Below are 18888 nucleotides of genomic sequence, written 5' to 3' on the forward strand. Positions count from 1 at the left end.
TGCCAACAAGGCGATGCGTGACGGCCTGCAGTGCTACTGCAGGCCGTGCGCAGCCGAATATCACCAGCAGCGCCAGAAGGCCAAGGGGAAGAACGTCCGTCCCCGTGTCGAAGCCCCTGTGGGGCATAAGTACTGCCGCCGGTGTGGGGAGATCAAGCCTCACTCGGAATGGGACAGGAACAAGACGGCTTCGGATGGGCTGTCGACACGTTGCAAGGCGTGCCGAGCGGTCGAAGGCCGGGCGGCTCATCTCAAGCGTGCGTACGGCATGACGGAGGCCGAGCGGGACGAAATGATCGCAGCGCAGGACGGTCTCTGTTGTATCTGCCAAAAGGCTCCGGCCGTGCATGTGGATCACTGTCACCAGACGGGTAAGGTCCGAGGCGTACTGTGCTTCAACTGCAACTCGGCCATCGGCAAGTTGGGAGACGATCCCGACACTCTGCGTCGGGCCATCTCATACCTGGAGGGACACGCGTGGAAGCCAACAATCGTGGCACAGGGCGTCTACCGGCAGCCTTCCTGACGCCGGGGTCGTCGTCCTTCATGGACTTCCTGGGCGCCCACTCGCCCGAGATGCTGCCCGGCAACCGCAGGCTGCCGGATGGCGTCATCGAGGCGCCGCACGGGACGACCATCGTGGCCGCCACCTTCCCCGGCGGGGTCGTGCTCGCCGGTGACCGGCGGGCGACCATGGGGAACATGATCGCGCAGCGGGACATCGAGAAGGTGTTCCCGGCCGACGAGTACTCCGCGGTGGGCATCGCCGGTACGGCCGGCCTGGCCGTGGAGATGGTCAAGCTGTTCCAGCTGGAGCTGGAGCACTTCGAGAAGGTGGAGGGGACGACCCTTTCGCTCGAGGGCAAGGCGAACCGGCTCTCGACCATGATCCGGAGCAATCTGGGCATGGCCATGCAGGGACTGGCCGTCGTACCGCTCTTCGCCGGGTACGACGAGGCCAAGGAGAAGGGCCGGATCTTCTCCTACGACGTGACCGGCGGCCGCTCGGAGGAGCACGGCTTCGCCGCCACCGGATCGGGCTCGATCTTCGCCCGCGGTTCGATGAAGAAGCTCTTCCGCCCGGATCTGACGGAGGAGCAGGCCACCACGCTGGTCGTGCAGGCGCTGTACGACGCCGCCGACGACGACTCGGCGACCGGTGGGCCGGACCTGTACCGCCACATCTATCCGATCGTCACCGTCATCACAGACGAGGGATTCCGCAGGCTGACGGACGACGAGTCCCAGGAACTCGCCCGTGCGGTCACCAACCGTCGTCTCGAGCAGCCCGACGGCCCGCGCGCCGCCCTGCTCTGACCATCCGTCTCCCTGTAGGAGCCCAGAAGAAAGGGACGGACAGCCGGTGTCGACTCCGTTCTATGTGTCACCCCAGCAGGCCATGGCCGACCGGGCGGAATACGCCCGGAAGGGCATCGCCCGCGGTCGCAGCCTTGTCGTGCTGCAGTATGCCGACGGCATCGTGTTCGTCGGCGAGAACCCGTCCCGTGCGCTGCACAAGTTCAGCGAGATCTACGACCGGATCGGCTTCGCGGCCGCCGGCAAGTACAACGAGTACGAGAACCTGCGGATCGGCGGTGTGCGCTACGCGGATCTGCGCGGTTACACCTACGACCGTGACGATGTGACGGCCCGTGGGCTGGCGAACGTGTACGCGCAGACGCTCGGCACGATCTTCTCGAGTGCCGGGGAGAAGCCGTACGAGGTGGAGCTGGTCGTCGCCGAGGTCGGTGCGACGGCCGCCGGGGACCAGATCTACCGGCTTCCGCATGACGGGTCGATCGTGGACGAGCACGGTTCGGTCGCGGTCGGCGGCAACGCCGAGCAGATCAGCACGTTCATGGATCAGCGGCACCGGGACGGGATGACCCTGTCGGAGGCGCTGAAGCTGGCGGTGCAGGCGCTGTCCAGCCAGGCCAACGGCGCGGACAAGACGATTCCGGCGGAGCGGCTGGAGGTCGCGGTGCTGGACCGGACGCGGGCGCAGCAGCGCAAGTTCAAGCGGATCCGGGGCCGGCAGCTGTCGCGGCTGCTGGAGGCGGACGTCACGGCGGCGGTTCAGGCCGATGCCGTGTCGAACGACGAGGCTCCGGAGGACGAGGCGGAGTAGTACCTCGTGGAGTGAAAGCCCCGGTTCGCCCTTTGCGGCGGGCCGGGGCTTCGTCGTGTTCAGCGGGCGGGGGCGGGCCCGGAGGAGTCGCGGACGACCAGCTCGACGGGGAGGTCGGGGGCGGTCCAGGGGGCGCCGTCGAGGACGGCGAGGAGGGCGGTCATGCCCTGTTCGCCGACGCGTTCGGCGGGGAGGTGGACCGTGGTGAGTTCGGGTTCGACGGCGGTGGCGAGGGCGAGGTCGTCGAAGCCGGTGACGGAGAGGTCGGCGGGGACGTGCAGGCCGTGGCGGCGGGCGGCCTTGCAGGCGCCCGCGGCGAGGATGTCGTCGTCGCAGATGACGGCGGTGGGCCGGTCGCCGGGGGCCGCGAGGGCCGCCTCCATGGCCGTACGGGCGCCGTCCACGCTGAGGGGGGCCCGTACGGTGCGCAGCTCGGCGTGGGGGCTCAGGTGGGCGCTGAGGGCTTCGGCGCGGATGTCGAAGGTCCAGGAGTCGACGGCGGAGGCGAGGTGGAGGAAGCGCCGGTGGCCGAGGGTGAGGAGGTGTTCGGTGACCTGGCGCATGCCGTCGGCCATGGCGAGGTTGACGTGGGCGGCGGCGGTTCCGGCGGTGGGGTCGCTGTCGAGCATGACGAGGGGGAGGCCGTCGCCGCCGAGGGCGTCGAGGGCGTCGGCGGCCATGGAGGAGGCGATGACGCCGTCCAGGGCGGCGCGGGCGGAGGCGAAGGGGTCGCGGGCGGGGCCGGTGCCGTCGGGGGAGGGGTAGAGGACGACGCCGAAGCCGTGTTCGGCGGCGATGCGGGCGGCGCCGGTGTAGACGCGGGCGAAGAATTCGTTGGTGAGGGCGGGGACGACGAGCAGGGCGGTGCGGGTGGTGCCGAGGCGGAGGTTGCGGGCGGCGAGGTTGGGGCGGTAGCCGAGGTGGGCGGCGGTTTCGCGGACGTGGGTGGCGGTGCGTGCGGAGACGCGGCCGCGCCATTTGTCGCCGAGTACGAGGGAGACGGTGGCCTGGGAGACCCCGGCGGCGGTGGCCACGTCCCGGCTGGTGGGTCTCGTCACAGGGGGCTCCTGAACTGCGAGGTCGGCGAGGTCGGTGGGGTGGTCTCGGGTCCGTTGGGTGGACCCGTCAACTGTCGTCATGGTACGTATGACGGGTCACGTTATACGTATTACCCCGGCTGGTTCCGGGCAGAAGGGGGCGTTCATGGCCGCGGGATACGCGGAGCTGCTCAGGACCCGGCATGCCGCGAGGCTGCTGGTGGGCACGCTCATAGGGCGGCTGCCCAACGCCACGGCGCCGATCGCGATCGTGCTGTTCACCCGGGCCGAGGGCGGCAGCTACAGCCTGGCGGGGGCGCTGGCCGCCGTGTACGGGGTGGCGAACGCGGTGGGCCAGCCGCTGCTCGGGCGGGCCGTGGACGTGTACGGGCAGCCGCGTGTGCAGCTGCCGGCCGCGGTGCTCTCCGCGCTGGGCATGGTGTGGCTGGCCGCGGCGGGTACCGGGGCGGCCGCGTATGCGGCGGTGGTGGTCGCGGGGCTGTTCACGCCGCCGCTGGAGGGCGGGCTGCGGGCGCTGTGGCCGGGCGTGCTGGGCGGCAAGGAGGAGCGGGTGCATGCCGCGTACGCGATGGACGCGGTGGCCCAGGAGGTCATGTTCACGGTCGGCCCGCTGCTGGTGACGCTGTTCGTGGCGCTGTGGTCGCCGGCCGGGGCGCTGCTGGCGCTGAACGCGATCGGGGTGCTGGGTGCGCTGTCGGTCGTGGTGAGCGAGCCCTCCCGCGGGTGGCGTTCGGAGCCGCGTGAGGCGCACTGGCTGGGGGCTCTGCGGTCCCGGGGTCTGCTGGCGCTGCTCGGGGCGTTCTTCTTCGTGGGGACGGCGCTGGGTTCGATCACGGTGGCGGGTGTGGCGTATGCGGACGATCACGGGAACCAGGCGGTGTACGGCTGGCTGATGGCGGCGCTGGGGCTGGGTGCGCTGATCGGTGGGGTGTTCTACGGGGCCCGTGAGTGGGCGGGTGCGCCGGAGCGGCGGCTGCGGATGCTGGTGGCGCTGCTGGCGCTGTGCTACCTGCCGCTGATGCTGACGCCCGGGCCGGTGGCGATGACGCTGCTGGCGGCGCTGGCGGGTGTGTTCCTGGCGCCCGCGCTGGCGTGTGCGTTCATCGTGGTGGACCGGCACGCACCGGCGGGGACGGTGACGGAGGCGTTCTCGTGGCTGGTGACGTTCTTCGGGGTGGGTGCGGCGATCGGCACGGCGGCGGCGGGTCCGGCGGTGGAGCTGGGCGGTACCGCGGCGGGCTTCGGTGTGGCGAGCGTGGCGGGCGGCGCGGCGCTGCTGGTGCTGATGGTCACTCAGCGGGTGCTGGCAACTGTGGGGCGGAGTCGCGCGGTGGCCGGCTCGGCTGACGGGTCGTCCGGGGACGCTCGCGAGGTGCCGTCGGGGGCCCGGGCGGAAGGCTGATCCGGGGTCGCGACGGCGGGTCATACGCGGGCGCGTCGGAGCGGCCATCGGAAACTGATCGAAATGGCGCTCTCGAACCCGGTTTCAGAAGAGGGCAGAAGGCGTAATGTTCAGTCATGGACCGCCGCATTTTCGGGCTGGAGAACGAGTACGGCGTCACGTGCACGTTCAGGGGACAGCGCCGACTGTCTCCTGACGAAGTGGCGCGCTACCTCTTCCGCCGTGTTGTGTCATGGGGCCGCAGCAGCAATGTCTTCCTGCGGAACGGCGCCCGTCTGTACCTCGACGTGGGTTCGCATCCGGAATATGCAACTCCCGAATGTGACAACGTGACCGAGTTGGTCACGCACGACAAGGCCGGCGAGCGCATTCTCGAAGGCCTGCTCGTCGACGCCGAACGCCGCCTGCACGAGGAGGGAATCGCGGGCGACGTCTATCTCTTCAAGAACAACACCGACTCGGCGGGCAACTCGTACGGCTGCCACGAGAACTACCTGGTGGCCCGGCACGGGGAATTCTCCCGCCTGGCGGACATTCTCATTCCCTTCCTCGTCACGCGGCAGCTGATCTGCGGTGCGGGCAAGGTGCTCCAGACGCCCAGGGGCGCGGTCTACTGCGTGAGCCAGCGGGCCGAGCACATCTGGGAGGGCGTCAGCTCCGCGACGACCCGTTCCCGGCCGATCATCAACACCCGGGACGAGCCGCACGCGGATGCCGAGCGCTACCGCCGGCTGCACGTGATCGTGGGCGACTCGAACATGTCCGAGACGACCATGCTGCTCAAGGTCGGGGCCACGGACCTGGTGCTGCGCATGATCGAGGCGGGCACGGTGATGCGGGACCTGACCCTGGAGAACCCGATCCGGGCGATCCGCGAGGTCAGCCACGACATCACGGGTCAGCGCAAGGTGCGCCTCGCGAGCGGCCGGGAGGCCTCGGCGCTGGAGATCCAGCGGGAGTACTACGACAAGGCGGTGGACTTCGCCGAGCGGCGGGGCATCCGTACCGGCGTGGTGGACCAGGTGCTGGAGCTGTGGGGCCGCACGCTCGACGCGATCGAGGCGGAGGACCTGGACCGGATCGGGACCGAGATCGACTGGGTCATGAAGTACCAGCTGATCGAGCGGTACCGGGCGAAGCACAACATGACCATGTCGAATCCGCGGGTGGCTCAGATAGACCTCGCCTACCACGACATCCACCGCCGGCGCGGGCTGTACTACCTGCTGGAGCGCAAGGGGCAGGCGGCGCGGATCTGCAACGACCTCAAGATCTTCGAGGGCAAGTCGGTGCCTCCGCAGACGACGAGGGCGCGGCTGCGCGGTGACTTCATCCGGCGGGCGCAGGAGCAGCGGCGGGACTTCACGGTGGACTGGGTGCACCTGAAGCTGAACGACCAGGCTCAGCGGACGGTGCTGTGCAAGGACCCGTTCCGGTCGGTGGACGACCGGGTGGAGAAGCTGATCGCCGGCATGTGAGTGCGTGGTGTGACATAGCACTGATCTGGGGCAGGGCCTCGTACGGATCTCGTACGGGGCCCTTCTCACGGCTTAGAGTGGCGGGCGACCGCCTTGCCGTCTGAGATCTGAGGAACACGTGCGCCGACTTGCCGGCCTGCTTGTCGTACCCCTTCTGCTGCTGTCGACAGCGGCGTGTGGCGACGACAGCGGCTCCGACTCCGCCCAGATGAAGAACGGGGTGCCCTCGATCACCAAGGGCGCCAAGTTCGGGGAGACGCCCACCCTGTCGAAGGGCAAGGGGGAACCGCCCAAGGAACTGAAGGTGGAGACCGTCAGCGAGGGCGACGGCCCGGCGCTGAAGAAGGGCGACATCGCCCAGGTCAACTACCTCGGCCAGGTGTGGGACGGCAAGGATCCGTTCGACGCCAGCTTCGGCAAGGGCAAGCCGTTCGACGTGACCATCGGCGCGGGCATGGTCATCAAGGGCTGGGACCAGGGCCTGGAGGGCCAGAAGGTCGGCAGCCGTGTCGAGCTGGTCATCCCGCCGGCCCTCGGTTACGGCGAGCAGGGCTCGGGCGAGAAGATCAAGCCGAACGCCACGCTGGTCTTCGTCGTGGACATCGTCAAGGGCACCTCCGTTCCGGCCTCGGCCACGGGCAAGGAGGTCGCCCAGGAGAACAAGGACCTGCCCAAGGTCGGCACGAACACGGACGGCAAGGAAGTCTCCGTGACCGTCCCGAAGGACACCGCCGAGCCGGCCAAGCTGGTCTCGAACTACGTCCTCGAGGGCGACGGTGCCGTGGTGAAGGACACCGACAACGTAGTGGTCAAGTTCAACGGCAAGACGTGGAAGGACGACAAGACCTTCGAGAGCACGTACGCCACCGACACGACGGTCACCTGGCCGATGGAGCAGCTGTCCGTCAAGGGCCTGAAGGACGGTCTCCTCGGCAAGAAGGTCGGCAGCCGGATCCTGCTGGTCATCCCGCCGGACCTGGCCTTTGGTGACAAGGAGCAGGGGACCATCCCGGCCAAGTCGACGCTGGTCTTCAGCCTCGACATCCTCGCCGTGATGTAAGACTGTTCCGGTTGACCGTTTCGTACGTATGAGGAGCAGTTCCGTGAGCGACAAGCTCGAGAAGCCCGAGATCGACTTCCCCGACGGCCCGGTCCCGACCGACCTGGTCAAGGAGGACCTCTGGCTGGGCGACGGCGCCGAGGCCAAGGCCGGTGACTTCGTCAAGGTCCACTACGTGGGCGTGGCCTTCTCCACCGGCGAGGAGTTCGACGCCTCCTGGAACCGCGGCAACCCGCTGGACTTCCAGCTCGGTGCCGGCCAGGTCATCTCCGGCTGGGACCAGGGCATCCAGGGCATGAAGGTCGGCGGCCGTCGCAAGCTGACGATCCCCGCGCACCTCGCCTACGGTGACCGCGGCGCGGGCGGCGGCGTGATCGCCCCGGGCGAGACGCTGATCTTCGTCTGCGACCTGATCGCCGTCTGATCACCCGGACGTGCAAGCAGTGGGCCCCCGCCGTGAGGCGGGGGCCCTCGCTTTTGTCCGGGGCCGCCGGGGCGGTACGGTCAGCGGTCACGAGTGTGTCGAGGACGGGGGAACGGCGTCGATGGCGATTGCCAAGGCCGAGCGGCTGATGAATCTGGCGCTGTGTCTGCTGGGGACCCGACGGCCGCTCAGCAAGCGCGAGTTGCGCGGTTCCATCGAGGCCTACCTGGAAGCCGGCAACGACGAGTCCTTCAACCGCATGTTCGAGCGGGACAAGGACGACCTGCGTGAACTCGGCCTGGTCATCGAGACGGTGGAGAACCTGGAGGGCGAAACCGGCTATCTGGCCCGCCGGGACAGCAACCGGCTGCCGCCCGTCTCCCTGGACGCCGAGGAGGCCGCGGCCCTGGGCCTGGCCGCCAAGGTCTGGCAGCAGGCCCGCCTCGCGGGCGCGGCCAGCGGCGCCCTGCAGAAGCTGCGCGCCGGCGGAATGCCGGAGGCGGGGGACCCGTACGAGGGCCAGCACAGTGCCATCGAGCCGCGCATCCCGGTCCACGAGGCGGCCTTCGAGCCGCTGATGCTGGCCTGCCGGGACCGCAGGCCGGTGGTCTTCGACTACCGCAAGTCCACCGCCGCCCGGCCCGAGACCCGGCAGGTGGAGCCCTGGGCGCTGGAGTGCTGGCGCGGCCACTGGTACCTGGCCGGCTTCGACCGGGACCGCGGGGCGGAGCGGGTGTTCCGGCTCTCGCGGATCACCGGCAAGGTGCGCTCCCGTGCGGCCAAGTACACCGCCGAGGTGCCGGACGTGGTGACCGTGCGGGAGACCGTGGCGAGCTGGGCCGGGGAGAGCGCGGACCGCTCCGCGCTGATCCGGCTGCGCGCCGGGGCGGGCTACCCGCTGCGGGCCAAGGCCACCGCCGTGCGCGAGGGCGGGGGCGGGGACGGCTGGGACGAGCTGGAGATCCCCTACGGGCACGGGCTCGATGCCTGGCTCGTGGAGTTCGGCCCGGACGTGGTGGTCGTGGAACCCGCCGATCTGCGGGCGGACGTGGTGGACCGGCTGCGTGCCGTCGCCCAGGGCTGACCCGGAACACCTGTAGCTACGCCCTGAGGGGGAGACGTACCAGCATGGCTGCCAACGCCATCGACCAGACCCGCCGGATGCTGTCCCTGGTGACGTATCTGCGCGAGCGCCCGGGCGCGCACGTCGCCGACGTCGCGCGCGCCTTCGGGATCACCGAGGACGAGCTGATCTCGGACCTCGACGTGCTGCCCATGTGCGGGACCAGCTTCCGCGGCGGGGACCTGCTCGACATCGACACCGACGGCGAGCGGATCTGGTGGCGCAATCCCGACGCCTCGGGGGAGTCCACCGCCGAGCCGCTGCGGCTGGCCGCCGACGAGGCGACCGCGCTGCTGGTCGCCGCCCGCGCGGTGGCGACCCTGCCGGGGCTGCGCGAGGGTGACCGCGACGCGCTGCTGCGGGCCACCGCCAAGCTGGAGGCCGCGGCGGGCGAGGCCGCCGGGGCCAGTTCCCGGCTGTCGGTGACCTTCGAGTCGGAGGGCGGGGTCTTCGCGGACGTGGACCGGGCCATCGCGGAGCGGCGCCGGCTGTGGCTGCGGTACTACTCGCCGGCGCGGGACGAGCTCACCGAGCGCAAGGTCGACCCGATCCGGCTGTTCGCGGTCGGGCACACGTACATGGAGGGGTGGTGCCACCTCTCCGAGGCCCGGCGCACCTTCCGTCTGGACCGGGTCGCGGAGATCCGGCTGCTGGACGAGCGGGCCGAGCCGCCCGCCATCGAGCCGCGCGACCTGTCCGAGGGGCTGGTCCAGCCGGCCGCCGAGGATCCGGAGGTGGTGGTCGAGGTGGGGCCCGGCGGGCGCTGGGTCGCCGAGTACTACCCGCACGACAGCGCCGAGGAACTGGCCGGGGGCGGCTTGCGGATCACGCTGCGCAGCCCGGATCCGGCCTCGCTGCGCAGGCTCGCGCTGCGGCTGGGCCGCGAGGGGCGGATCGTCGCCCCCGTGGAACTGGCGGACAGCGCGCGCAGCGCCGCCCGGGAGGCACTCGCGGGGTACGGGGAACAGGTCTGAGGGGAGCAGCGGTCGATGTCGCCCACGTCTGGTACGTCAGTTTCATCCGCTTCGTCATCTTCGTCGGCTTCATGGGGGGATGTCTCGTTCAAGGCGGCCTGTCCCGACTGTGGTGCCCGCTTCGAACTGGACGCGGGCGCCCTGCGGCTGGTCATCGGCGGCAGCCGGCGGACCACCTTCTACTCCTTCACCTGTCCGCAGTGCGGCGCGTCCGTACGCAAGCCCGCGGGTGAACGCATCGTGGAACTGCTGACCGGCGGAGGCGTGAGCACCCTGCGGAGCCTGTGAGCCGCGCGGTGGCCTAGGCTCCTCCCATGCTGTGGCCGATGTTCGCAATTGCCCTGGGCTTCCTCGGGATCGCCGTCCTCGCCGTGCCGGCCGTACGCGTCTTCGTGGAGGTCCGCAGGCTGTCCGGGCAGGTCGCGGTGGCCAGCCGCCGGATCGCGGAGGCTTCGGAGGATCTCGAGCGGGCGGCGGCCGATCTTGCCCGGGCGGGCCGAGGCATGCGGCCTTAAAGCGAGACGAACGGGTGCGAACGGGGCATGAACAAGCGTCCCGCGCGCAAGCGGGGATACCCCGGGGGATTGCCGGGCGTTAACCCCCGGGGGTTACGATCCTTGCCTGAGCGGTTACCGGATCTGTGTCCGAGCCGTCCAGAGCCACCACAACCAGCCGTTTCGGTGAGAAGGAAGACACACATGATCGGCAATCTGAAGCCCCTTGAGATCCTTCTGATCATCGCTGTCATCGTGCTGCTGTTCGGCGCCAAGAAGCTCCCCGAGATGGCCCGTTCCCTCGGCAAGTCGGCCCGCATCCTCAAGAGCGAGGCCAAGGCCATGAAGAAGGACGGCGAGGCGGAGGACGCGGCCACCGCGGCCCCGGCCGCCGACCAGGCGCAGCAGCCCGTCGCCCCGCGCACCATCCAGGCCGCGCCCGGTGACGTCACCAGCTCCCGGCCCGTCAGCGAGCCGAACCGCACCACCCAGGGCTGACCCAAGCCGGACACGCCAGTCATCTGCAACGAGACAAGGGACGTGGGTTGCTCAAGTCTGCCCGCAAGCAGGAGAAGCAAGAACGACAGGCAAAGGACGCCGAAGGGCGGATGCCTCTCGTCGAGCACCTGCGTGAGCTGAGAAACCGGCTGCTGAAGTCGGTCCTGGCGATCATCGTGATCACCGCCGTGGCCGCCTTCTTCTACAGGGACATCATCAACTTCCTGTTGAAGCCGATGCTGGACTCCGTCGGCTGTAAGAACGGTGTGGTGACCCAGCGCAACGGCCACCCCTGCGCCGACATGACCGTGAACGGCCTCATCTCGGCGTTCTCGATCGCCCTGAAGGTCTCGCTGATGGCCGGTGTGGTGCTGTCCGCGCCGGTGTGGCTGTACCAGCTGTGGGCGTTCGCCGCCCCCGGCCTGCACAACCACGAGAAGAAGTACGCGCGCAGTTTCGTCGCCGTGGGCGCGCCGCTGTTCGCGGCGGGCGCGGTGCTCGCGTACAAGATCCTTCCGCAGACCGCGACGATCCTGCTGGAATTCACCCCCGATCACGCGCGCAACCTGCTGCCGGTCGACGACTACCTCGATCTCGTGGCACGCATGGTCATCGTCTTCGGCCTGGCCTTCGAGCTGCCGCTGCTGCTGATCCTGCTGAACTTCACCGGCGTGCTGACGGCGAAGCGGCTGGCGAGCTGGTGGCGCGCCATGGTCCTGGGCATCACGGTCTTCGCCGCCTTCGCGACGCCCACCGGTGACCCGCTCACCATGCTGTCGCTGGCCGCCCCGATCGTGACCCTCTACTTCGTCGCGCTCGGCGTCTGCCTGCTCAACGACCGCAGGCGCAGGCGCAACGACCCCGACGCGGGCCTCGACGACGACGAAGCCGCCGAGCTGGACCTCACCCCGGCGCCGATCGGGGATATGGAAGCGGTCCCCGCTCCCGCCGCGCTGCCCGGCCAGGCCGACGGCGGACGCCAGCGGATCAACGGTTACGACGACGCGACCTGACAGGCACTGCCCCGGCTGCCTCTGACCGCCTGGTGCCTTCCGGGGCCCTGCGGCTGCTCACTTAAATGATCGCGACTGTTGTCAGAGGTGGCGGGTAGGCTCGATCTCAAGATGACCGAAGAACTCTCACCCGCCGAGCGGTACGCCGCTTTCCGGATCCGCGCCGCCGAAGAGGCCACCGCGCTGGCACCCTTCCGCGAGATGTACGAATTCGACCTGGATCCGTACCAGGTCGAGGCCTGTAAGGCGCTGGAGGCGGGCAAGGGCGTCCTGGTGGCCGCTCCGACCGGCTCGGGCAAGACGATCGTCGGCGAGTTCGCCGTGCACCTGGCCCTCCAGCAGGGCCGCAAGTGCTTCTACACGACGCCCATCAAGGCCCTGTCGAACCAGAAGTACGCCGACCTGGTCAAGCGCTACGGCGCCGACAAGGTGGGCCTGCTGACCGGCGACAACAGCGTCAATTCCGAGGCGCCGGTGGTCGTGATGACCACCGAGGTGCTCCGCAACATGCTGTATGCGGGCTCGCAGTCGCTGCGCGGCCTCGGCTATGTCGTGATGGACGAGGTGCACTACCTCTCCGACCGGTTCCGCGGAGCCGTCTGGGAGGAAGTGATCATCCACCTCCCCGAGTCGGTGACCCTGGTGTCGCTGTCGGCGACCGTGTCCAACGCCGAGGAGTTCGGCGACTGGCTGGACACCGTGCGCGGCGACACCGAGGTGATCGTCTCCGAGGAGCGGCCCGTACCGCTGTGGCAGCACGTCATGGCCGGCCGCCGGATCTTCGACCTCTTCGAGGAGGAGTCCGACCACGGCGGCCGCGGCTCCGCCCGCCGGGAGGTCAATCCCGATCTGCTGCGCATGGCGCGCGAGGAGAACAGCCGCACCTACAGTCCCAAGGACCGGCGGCGCGGGAAGATGGTCCGCGAGGCGGACCGCGAGCGCGAGCGGCGCTCCCGCGGCCGGATCTGGACCCCGTCCCGGCCCGAGGTCATCGCCCGCCTCGACGGCGACGGGCTGCTGCCCGCCATCAACTTCATCTTCAGCCGGGCCGGCTGCGAGGCCGCCGTCCAGCAGTGTCTGTACGCGGGCCTGCGGCTCAACGACGACTCGGCGCGGCTCAGGGTCCGCGAGATCGTCGAGGCGCGGACCGCCTCCATCCCCACCGAGGACCTGCACGTCCTGGGCTACTACGAGTGGCTCGAAGGCCTGGAGCGGGGCATCGCCGCGCACCACGCGGGCATGCTGCCCACCTTCAAGGAGGTCGTGGAGGAGCTGTTCGTACGGGGCCTGGTCAAGGCCGTCTTCGCCACCGAGACCCTGGCGCTGGGCATCAACATGCCCGCGCGCACGGTCATCCTGGAGAAGCTGGTCAAGTGGAACGGCGAGCAGCACGCCGACATCACCCCCGGCGAGTACACGCAGCTGACCGGCCGGGCCGGGCGGCGCGGGATCGACGTCGAGGGCCATGCGGTGGTGCTGTGGCAGCGGGCCATGGACCCGGCGGCGCTCGCCGGGCTCGCGGGTACCCGTACCTATCCGCTGCGCTCCAGCTTCAAGCCCTCCTACAACATGGCCGTGAACCTGGTCAGCCAGTTCGGGCGGCACCGCTCGCGCGAGCTGCTGGAGACCTCCTTCGCGCAGTTCCAGGCCGACCGCTCGGTCGTCGGGATCTCCCGGCAGGTGCAGCGCAACGAGGAGGGCCTGGAGGGCTACCGGGAGGGCATGACCTGCCACCTGGGCGACTTCGAGGAGTACGCGCAGCTGCGCCGGGACCTCAAGGACCGCGAGACGGACCTGGCCAAGCAGGGCGCGGCCCAGCGGCGGGTGCAGGCGGCCAGTTCGCTCGAGAAGCTCAAGCCGGGCGACATCATCCACGTGCCGACCGGCAAGTTCGCCGGGCTCGCGCTGGTCCTGGACCCGGGCGTGCCGGCCGGGCGGGTCAACGGGCACCGGGGGTACGAGTACGCGGAGGGCCCGCGTCCGCTGGTGCTCACCGCGGAGCGGCAGGTCAAGCGGCTCGCCGCGATCGACTTCCCGGTCCCGGTGGAAGCCCTCGACCGGATGCGGATCCCCAAGACCTTCAACGCGCGCTCGCCGCAGTCCCGCCGGGACCTGGCGTCCCAGCTGCGGACCAAGGCCGGGCACATCACGCCGGAGCGGCGCTCCCGCGGCAGGGCCGCGGCCGCCGACGACCGTGAGATCGCCCGGCTGCGCAGTGAGCTGCGGGCGCACCCCTGCCACGGCTGCGACGAGCGCGAGGACCACGCCCGCTGGGCGGAGCGCTACCACCGGCTCAAGCGGGACACGCAGCAGCTGGAGCGGCGGATCGAGGGGCGGACGAACACCATCGCCCGCACCTTCGACCGGATCCACGCGCTCCTCACCGAGCTGGACTACCTGCGCGAGGACGAGGTCACCGTGCACGGCAAGCGGCTCGCCCGGCTGTACGGAGAGCTGGACCTGCTGGCCTCCGAGTGCCTGCGCGCGGGCATCTGGGAGGGTCTGAGCCCGGCCGAACTGGCCGCCTGCGTCTCGGCGCTGGTCTTCGAGGCCAGGCAGTCCGACGACGCGGTCGCGCCGAAGGTGCCGGGCGGCGCGGCGAAGGCCGCGCTGGGCGAGATGGTCCACATCTGGGGCCGGCTCGACGCCCTGGAGGAGGAGCACCGCATCAACCAGGCGGAGGGCGTGGGCCAGCGAGAGCCGGACCTCGGCTTCGCGTGGGCGGCGTACCAGTGGGCCTCCGACAAGAGCCTGGACGAGGTGCTGCGCGAGGCGGAGATGCCGGCCGGCGACTTCGTGCGCTGGTGCAAGCAGGTCATCGACGTGCTGGGGCAGATCGCGGCAGCGGCCCCGTCGGCCTCGGGTGACAGCGGGAGCACGGTGGCCCGAAATGCCCGCAAGGCCGTCGACGCCCTGTTGCGGGGTGTAGTGGCCTACAGCTCGGTCGGCTAGGCGCTTTTGGGGCTTCCTCCGAAAGCGGGGATGGCGTGATCTGATCTCTTGCCATGATCGAATCGACGTGCTGTGTGCGACGATCGGCGTATGAGTGCGGGAGCAGACGAAGGGCCGAGACGGGTCGGTCGGCCACGCGCCGACCGGCTGAGACCGCACAGCGGCCGGCCGCCGCGCGAGGAAATCCTCTGCGCGGCGGCCGAGTTGTTCACCGCCCGGGGGTACGCGGCGACCACCACGCGGACGGTCGCCGAACGGGCCGGAATGCGCCAGGCCACGATGTACCACTACTTCGGCGGCAAGGAGGAACTCCTCGCCGAGCTGCTGGAGTCCACGGTCGCACCCTCGCTGGTGCTGGCCCGGCAGCTGCTCGCCGATTCCGGGCGGCCCGCGGCGCGGCGGCTGTGGGAGCTGTGCCGCTCCGACGTACTGCTGCTGTGCGGGGGCCCGTACAACTTGGGGGCGCTGTACCTGCTGCCCGAGGTGGGCGGCGCGCGCTTCGCACAGTTCCGCCGGATGCGCGGTGAACTGAGGGACGCCTACCGGGTGTTGCTCGACGGGACGGTCGCGGGCGCCGAACTGGCCGGGGACAGGCCCGCTCTGGCGCTGCGCAACGACCTCGTCTTCGGCCTGATCGAGGGCGTCATGCTGATCCACCGAGCCGATCCGGGGCGGCCGGTGACCGTCTTCGCGGAGGCCACCGCCGACGCGGCGCTGCGCATCGCCGGGGTCGGCGTCGCCTAGGACTCAGCCGCCGGTGCCCGCTTCCCAGGCGGCGCGGTCGTGCCAGGCCCGGAGGGTGCGGCCGCTCTCGAAGCGGTGCGAGATGCCGGTGACCGGGTCTGTGAACTCCAGTACCCGGGCCAGGAGTTGCAGCGGCCGCCGGTAGTCGTCCGGAGCGGGGTCGGTGACCTGCGGGTACACCGGGTCGCCGAGGATGGGCAGACCGAGGCTGTTCATGTGCACCCGCAGCTGGTGGGTGCGGCCCGTGTGCGGGGTCAGCCGGTAGCGCCCCAACCCGCCCCGGGTGTCGGTGAGTTCCACCAGGGTCTCCGCGTTGGGCTCGCCGCCGGGGACCTCGGTCGCCGCGATGACCCCGCGGGTCTTCTCGATGCGGCTGCGGACGGTGCGCGGGAAGGCGAGCGCCGGATCGTGGGAGGCGAGGGCCTCGTACTCCTTGTGCACGCGGCGCTGCTGGAAGAGGAGCTGGTACGCCCCGCGGTCCTCGGGCCGGATGCTGAACATCACGACTCCCGCGGTCAGCCGGTCCAGCCGGTGCGCCGGGCTGAGGGCGGGCAGGTCCAGCTCCGCGCGGAGCCGGGCGAGGGCGGTCTGGGTGACGTGGCTGCCGCGCGGGGTGGTCGCGAGGAAGTGCGGCTTGTCCACGACCAGGAGGTGCGGGTCGCGGTACACGACGCGGACCGCGAAGGGCACGGGCGCCTCCGCCGGGAGGTCCCGGTGGAACCACAGGTAGGCGCCCGGCTCGTACGGGTCCCGCGCCTGCAGGACGCGCCCGCCGGGGCCGAGCACCCGGCCGGAGTCCAGCAGGCGGGCGACGGCCTCGGCGCCGGGTCCGCCCGCGTAGTGCGCGGCGAGGTAGTCACCGAGATCCGGCCACGCGCCGTCGGGATCGGGCGGCAGCCGCAGCCGGACCGGGTCGATGCCGGCGCGCTGGGGGAGGGGAGAAGGGGGTGGCTGGGCTCTGCGTCTCATCGGGGACAGGCTATGCGGACACCCCTACTGCTCGGTGAAGGTGCCCAGGTGGTTGGCGTCGAGGGACTCGACGCGGAGCGTGCCGTCGGCGAAGGTCACACCGGTGCGGCCGACCGCCATCTCGCCGGTGGTCTCGAAGCTGAAGGTGTCGCCGTCGTAGTGGGCGAGCGGGAAGCGCAGGGGCTTGGGGCCGAGGGCGAGGGTGAGCGCGCCCTTGTCGTCGGCGGTCACGGTCGCCTTGCCGTAGTAGGGGTTGTCGTAGGTACCGGTGTAGGCGGCGCTGTCCTTGGCGGCCTTGGCGGAGGCGGGCGGGTGGGCGTAGTCGGTGGGGGATCGGGCGTTGTCGGCCTCCTTCGCGTAGACGGACGCGAGCAGGGGCAGCCAGTCGGTCGTGGCCTTGCCGTGCTGGGCGACGTCGAAGAAATCGAGGGCGACGGCGTCGGCCAGGCCGACGGGGGCGCCGTTGGTGAGGACGACGATGCCGAGCTTCTCCAGGGGGAGCATCGTGACGTTGGCGTTGGTACCGAGTTCGAAGGCGCCGGAGTGGCTCAGGCGCAGCCGGCCGGAGTCGTCGTAGGACACGTTCCAGCCGAGGCCGTAGAAGCCGGCGCGGCCGGTGGGGGAGGTGGGCGGCTGCGAGACGATCTCGGGAACGTGCGTGCGGGCGAGGGTGTCGGCGGGGATGATCCGCTTGCCGTCGAGGGTGCCGTCGGCCAGCTGGAGCCGCAGCCAGCGGGACATGTCGCGGGCGGTGGAACTGACGCCGCCGGCGGGGGCTTGGGCGTCCGGGTCGCGGACGTAGCGGGGGCTCCAGGTGCCGTCCGGGTTCTTCACGTGGGTGGAGGCGTGGTCGGGGGCGTTGACGTAGGCGGAGAACTCGGTGCTGGTGCGGGTCATGCCGGCGGGCTTGAAGAGGGTGTCGGCGCTCAGCTTCTGCCAGCTGGTGCCCTTGGCGCGGGCGATGGCCTCGGCGGCGGCGGTGAAGCCGAAGTTGGTGTACGCGTAGCTCGCGCGGAAGGGGGTGAGGGGCTCCAGGCGCAGGTGGTCGAGGATGTACGACTGGTCGTAGCCGAGGTCTTCGAGGAGGTCGCCGGCGTGGTCGGGGAGGCCGCTGCGGTGGGAGAACAGGTCGGCGGTCGAGACGTGTTCGGTGACCCAGGGGTCCTTCAGGGAGAACCCGGGGAGCGAGGTGTGGCGGTCCCACTCGTCGGGGCCGGTGAGGGCGCCGGCCACGACGGTGGAGGAGACGGGCTTGGAGAGCGAGGCGATCTGGAAGACGGTGTCGGGGCCCACCTTGGCGGTGTCGCCGGTTCTGCGGAGCCCGAAGCCCCTGAGGTGGACGACCTTGTCATCGTGGACGACGGCCACGGAGACGCCGGGGACGCCGGTGCGGCGCATCATGTCCTGGACGGTCCGGTCGAGGCCGGCGACAGCCTTGTCGACGGCGTCGTCGCTGATCGAGGGCTGTGGCTCGGGCGGGGGGCTGGGTGCGGCGTTCGCCGCCGCGGTGGCCAGCAGGACCGCAGCCCCGGCGGCGACGGCTGCGCGGAGGGTACGCATGGGGTCATTGTCCCGCCGGACGGGTGAACCCGCGCGGCGCCGTTGCTGGGGCTCCGCCCGAGACCCCGCGCCTCAAACGCCGGCGGGGCTGGATTTTGGCTCGGCGCCGTTCAAAATGCCTAGGCGGCCGTCGCGTGGTCCTGTTCGGCTTCGACCGCCGCGTTCCAGTCGCGCTTGATCGCGCGCCAGCCCTCGTCCGTCTCGCCCAGGCGCCAGTAGCCCGAGATCGACAGGCGTTCGCGGGCGATGCCGCGCTCCAGGCGGAGGTGGCGGCGCAGCTCCTTCACGAAGCCCGCCTCGCCGTGGACGAAGGCGTGGACGTCCGTGGAGGGGAACTCCAGCGCGGTGACCGCCTCCACCAGGGCCTCGCCGATCGGGCGGTCGCCGCGGTGCAGCCAGACCGGGGCGATCCCGTCCGGGGTGGCGACCTTCTGCTCGCCCGCCGGGCCCTCGACCTCCACGAAGGCGATGACCCGGGCACCCGCGGGCATCCGTTCCATCGCCGCCGCGATCGCCGGCAGCGCGCTCTCGTCACCGACCAGCAGGTGCCAGCCGGCCGTCGGGTCCGGGGCGTAGGCGCCGCCCGGGCCGAGGAACCGTACGACCTCACCCGGCAGGACCCGCGCGGCCCACGGGCCGGCCAGGCCCTCGTCGCCGTGGACGACGAAGTCGAGCGTCAGCTCGCGGTGGGCCGCGTCCCAGTTCCGTACGGTGTACGCGCGCTGGCGCGGCCACTGCGCCCGGGGGAAGTCGCCGCGGATCCGCTCCAGGTCCCACGGTTCGGGGTACGAGACCCCCTGCGGGGGGAAGAGGATCTTGATGTAGTGGTCGGTGAACTCGCCCGCGCTGAATCCGGCCAGCTCGTCACCACCCAGCACGATGCGCACCATGTGCGGTGTCAGCCGCTCGGTGCGTACGACGACGGCGGTGCCGACGGTGCGGGCGCGTCCTTCTGCCACGGTGTCTCCCCTGACTCCCCTGAACCAACTTAGGATTACCTAAGTTAGCACC

The 18888-nt window shown here is 70.7% G+C and carries 19 protein-coding genes; 15 read left to right on the plus strand and 4 right to left on the minus strand.

What is annotated here, in order from left to right; translation table 11 throughout:
- Positions 1-292 precede the first annotated feature (292 nt).
- The 3 genes from OHA89_RS29050 to prcA are packed head-to-tail and all read left to right on the plus strand — an operon-like array spanning position 293 to position 2128.
- Entirely contained in the window at positions 293-526 is a 234-nt protein-coding gene (locus OHA89_RS29050) for an endonuclease VII domain-containing protein (protein ID WP_385065877.1), read from the plus strand.
- A complete protein-coding gene (gene prcB, locus OHA89_RS29055) occupies positions 478-1317 on the plus strand; it encodes a proteasome subunit beta (RefSeq protein ID WP_257557042.1) in 840 nt (279 codons plus the stop codon). Before OHA89_RS29050 ends, prcB begins: the two co-directional genes overlap by 49 nt.
- A 46-nt stretch (positions 1318-1363) precedes the next feature.
- Positions 1364-2128, plus strand: coding sequence for a proteasome subunit alpha (gene prcA / locus OHA89_RS29060; RefSeq protein ID WP_215140780.1), 765 nt, complete (start codon positions 1364-1366; stop codon positions 2126-2128).
- A 59-nt stretch (positions 2129-2187) separates the two neighbouring features.
- Here prcA and OHA89_RS29065 read toward each other — a convergent pair whose 3' ends face one another.
- A complete protein-coding gene (locus tag OHA89_RS29065; protein WP_406367442.1) occupies positions 2188-3186 on the minus strand; it encodes a LacI family DNA-binding transcriptional regulator in 999 nt (332 codons plus the stop codon).
- 145 nt (positions 3187-3331) lie between these two features.
- Here OHA89_RS29065 and OHA89_RS29070 point away from each other — a divergent pair, with 145 nt between their 5' ends.
- The 12 genes from OHA89_RS29070 to OHA89_RS29125 all read left to right on the plus strand — a co-directional run bounded on the left by OHA89_RS29070 (position 3332) and on the right by OHA89_RS29125 (position 15348).
- Complete coding sequence (locus OHA89_RS29070) at positions 3332-4588, plus strand: MFS transporter (RefSeq protein ID WP_266610651.1); 1257 nt, start codon at positions 3332-3334, stop codon at positions 4586-4588.
- 116 nt (positions 4589-4704) lie between these two features.
- The gene (pafA, locus tag OHA89_RS29075) at positions 4705-6066 is read left to right on the plus strand and encodes a Pup--protein ligase (RefSeq protein ID WP_073920416.1); all 1362 of its coding nucleotides are present in this window, start codon (positions 4705-4707) and stop codon (positions 6064-6066) included.
- A gap of 118 nt (positions 6067-6184) precedes the next feature.
- Complete coding sequence (locus tag OHA89_RS29080) at positions 6185-7126, plus strand: FKBP-type peptidyl-prolyl cis-trans isomerase (RefSeq protein WP_266610654.1); 942 nt, start codon at positions 6185-6187, stop codon at positions 7124-7126.
- 28 nt (positions 7127-7154) lie between these two features.
- On the plus strand, positions 7155-7550 hold the full coding sequence (locus tag OHA89_RS29085) for an FKBP-type peptidyl-prolyl cis-trans isomerase (protein WP_266610656.1): 396 nt from the start codon (positions 7155-7157) through the stop codon (positions 7548-7550).
- A gap of 121 nt (positions 7551-7671) precedes the next feature.
- The gene (locus OHA89_RS29090) at positions 7672-8634 is read left to right on the plus strand and encodes a YafY family protein (RefSeq protein WP_215140785.1); all 963 of its coding nucleotides are present in this window, start codon (positions 7672-7674) and stop codon (positions 8632-8634) included.
- A 44-nt stretch (positions 8635-8678) separates the two neighbouring features.
- Positions 8679-9647, plus strand: coding sequence for a YafY family protein (locus OHA89_RS29095; protein ID WP_215140786.1), 969 nt, complete (start codon positions 8679-8681; stop codon positions 9645-9647).
- A gap of 15 nt (positions 9648-9662) precedes the next feature.
- Positions 9663-9935, plus strand: coding sequence for a CpXC domain-containing protein (locus OHA89_RS29100; protein WP_215140787.1), 273 nt, complete (start codon positions 9663-9665; stop codon positions 9933-9935).
- 26 nt (positions 9936-9961) lie between these two features.
- Positions 9962-10162: a hypothetical protein gene (locus tag OHA89_RS29105; RefSeq protein ID WP_215140788.1), complete on the plus strand. Its 201-nt coding sequence runs from the start codon at positions 9962-9964 to the stop codon at positions 10160-10162.
- A 183-nt stretch (positions 10163-10345) separates the two neighbouring features.
- On the plus strand, positions 10346-10639 hold the full coding sequence (gene tatA / locus OHA89_RS29110) for a Sec-independent protein translocase subunit TatA (protein WP_257557060.1): 294 nt from the start codon (positions 10346-10348) through the stop codon (positions 10637-10639).
- Between the two features lie 47 nt (positions 10640-10686).
- Complete coding sequence (gene tatC, locus OHA89_RS29115) at positions 10687-11652, plus strand: twin-arginine translocase subunit TatC (protein ID WP_257557061.1); 966 nt, start codon at positions 10687-10689, stop codon at positions 11650-11652.
- Positions 11653-11763: 111 nt separating this feature from the next.
- A complete protein-coding gene (locus tag OHA89_RS29120; protein ID WP_266610660.1) occupies positions 11764-14604 on the plus strand; it encodes an RNA helicase in 2841 nt (946 codons plus the stop codon).
- 90 nt (positions 14605-14694) lie between these two features.
- Complete coding sequence (locus OHA89_RS29125; RefSeq protein ID WP_266610662.1) at positions 14695-15348, plus strand: TetR/AcrR family transcriptional regulator; 654 nt, start codon at positions 14695-14697, stop codon at positions 15346-15348.
- 3 nt (positions 15349-15351) lie between these two features.
- Here the strand turns inward: OHA89_RS29125 and OHA89_RS29130 are convergent, their stop codons facing one another.
- The 3 genes from OHA89_RS29130 to OHA89_RS29140 form a co-directional block, all read right to left on the minus strand.
- Complete coding sequence (locus OHA89_RS29130; RefSeq protein WP_266610663.1) at positions 15352-16317, minus strand: RluA family pseudouridine synthase; 966 nt, start codon at positions 16315-16317, stop codon at positions 15352-15354.
- A 24-nt stretch (positions 16318-16341) separates the two neighbouring features.
- Positions 16342-17877, minus strand: coding sequence for a serine hydrolase (locus tag OHA89_RS29135; RefSeq protein WP_406367445.1), 1536 nt, complete (start codon positions 17875-17877; stop codon positions 16342-16344).
- A 119-nt stretch (positions 17878-17996) separates the two neighbouring features.
- Positions 17997-18836: a siderophore-interacting protein gene (locus OHA89_RS29140; protein ID WP_406367446.1), complete on the minus strand. Its 840-nt coding sequence runs from the start codon at positions 18834-18836 to the stop codon at positions 17997-17999.
- Between the last annotated feature and the right edge of the window lie 52 nt (positions 18837-18888).

It is taken from the genome of Streptomyces sp. NBC_01546 (assembly GCF_045208355.1).
Classification (GTDB): domain Bacteria; phylum Actinomycetota; class Actinomycetes; order Streptomycetales; family Streptomycetaceae; genus Streptomyces.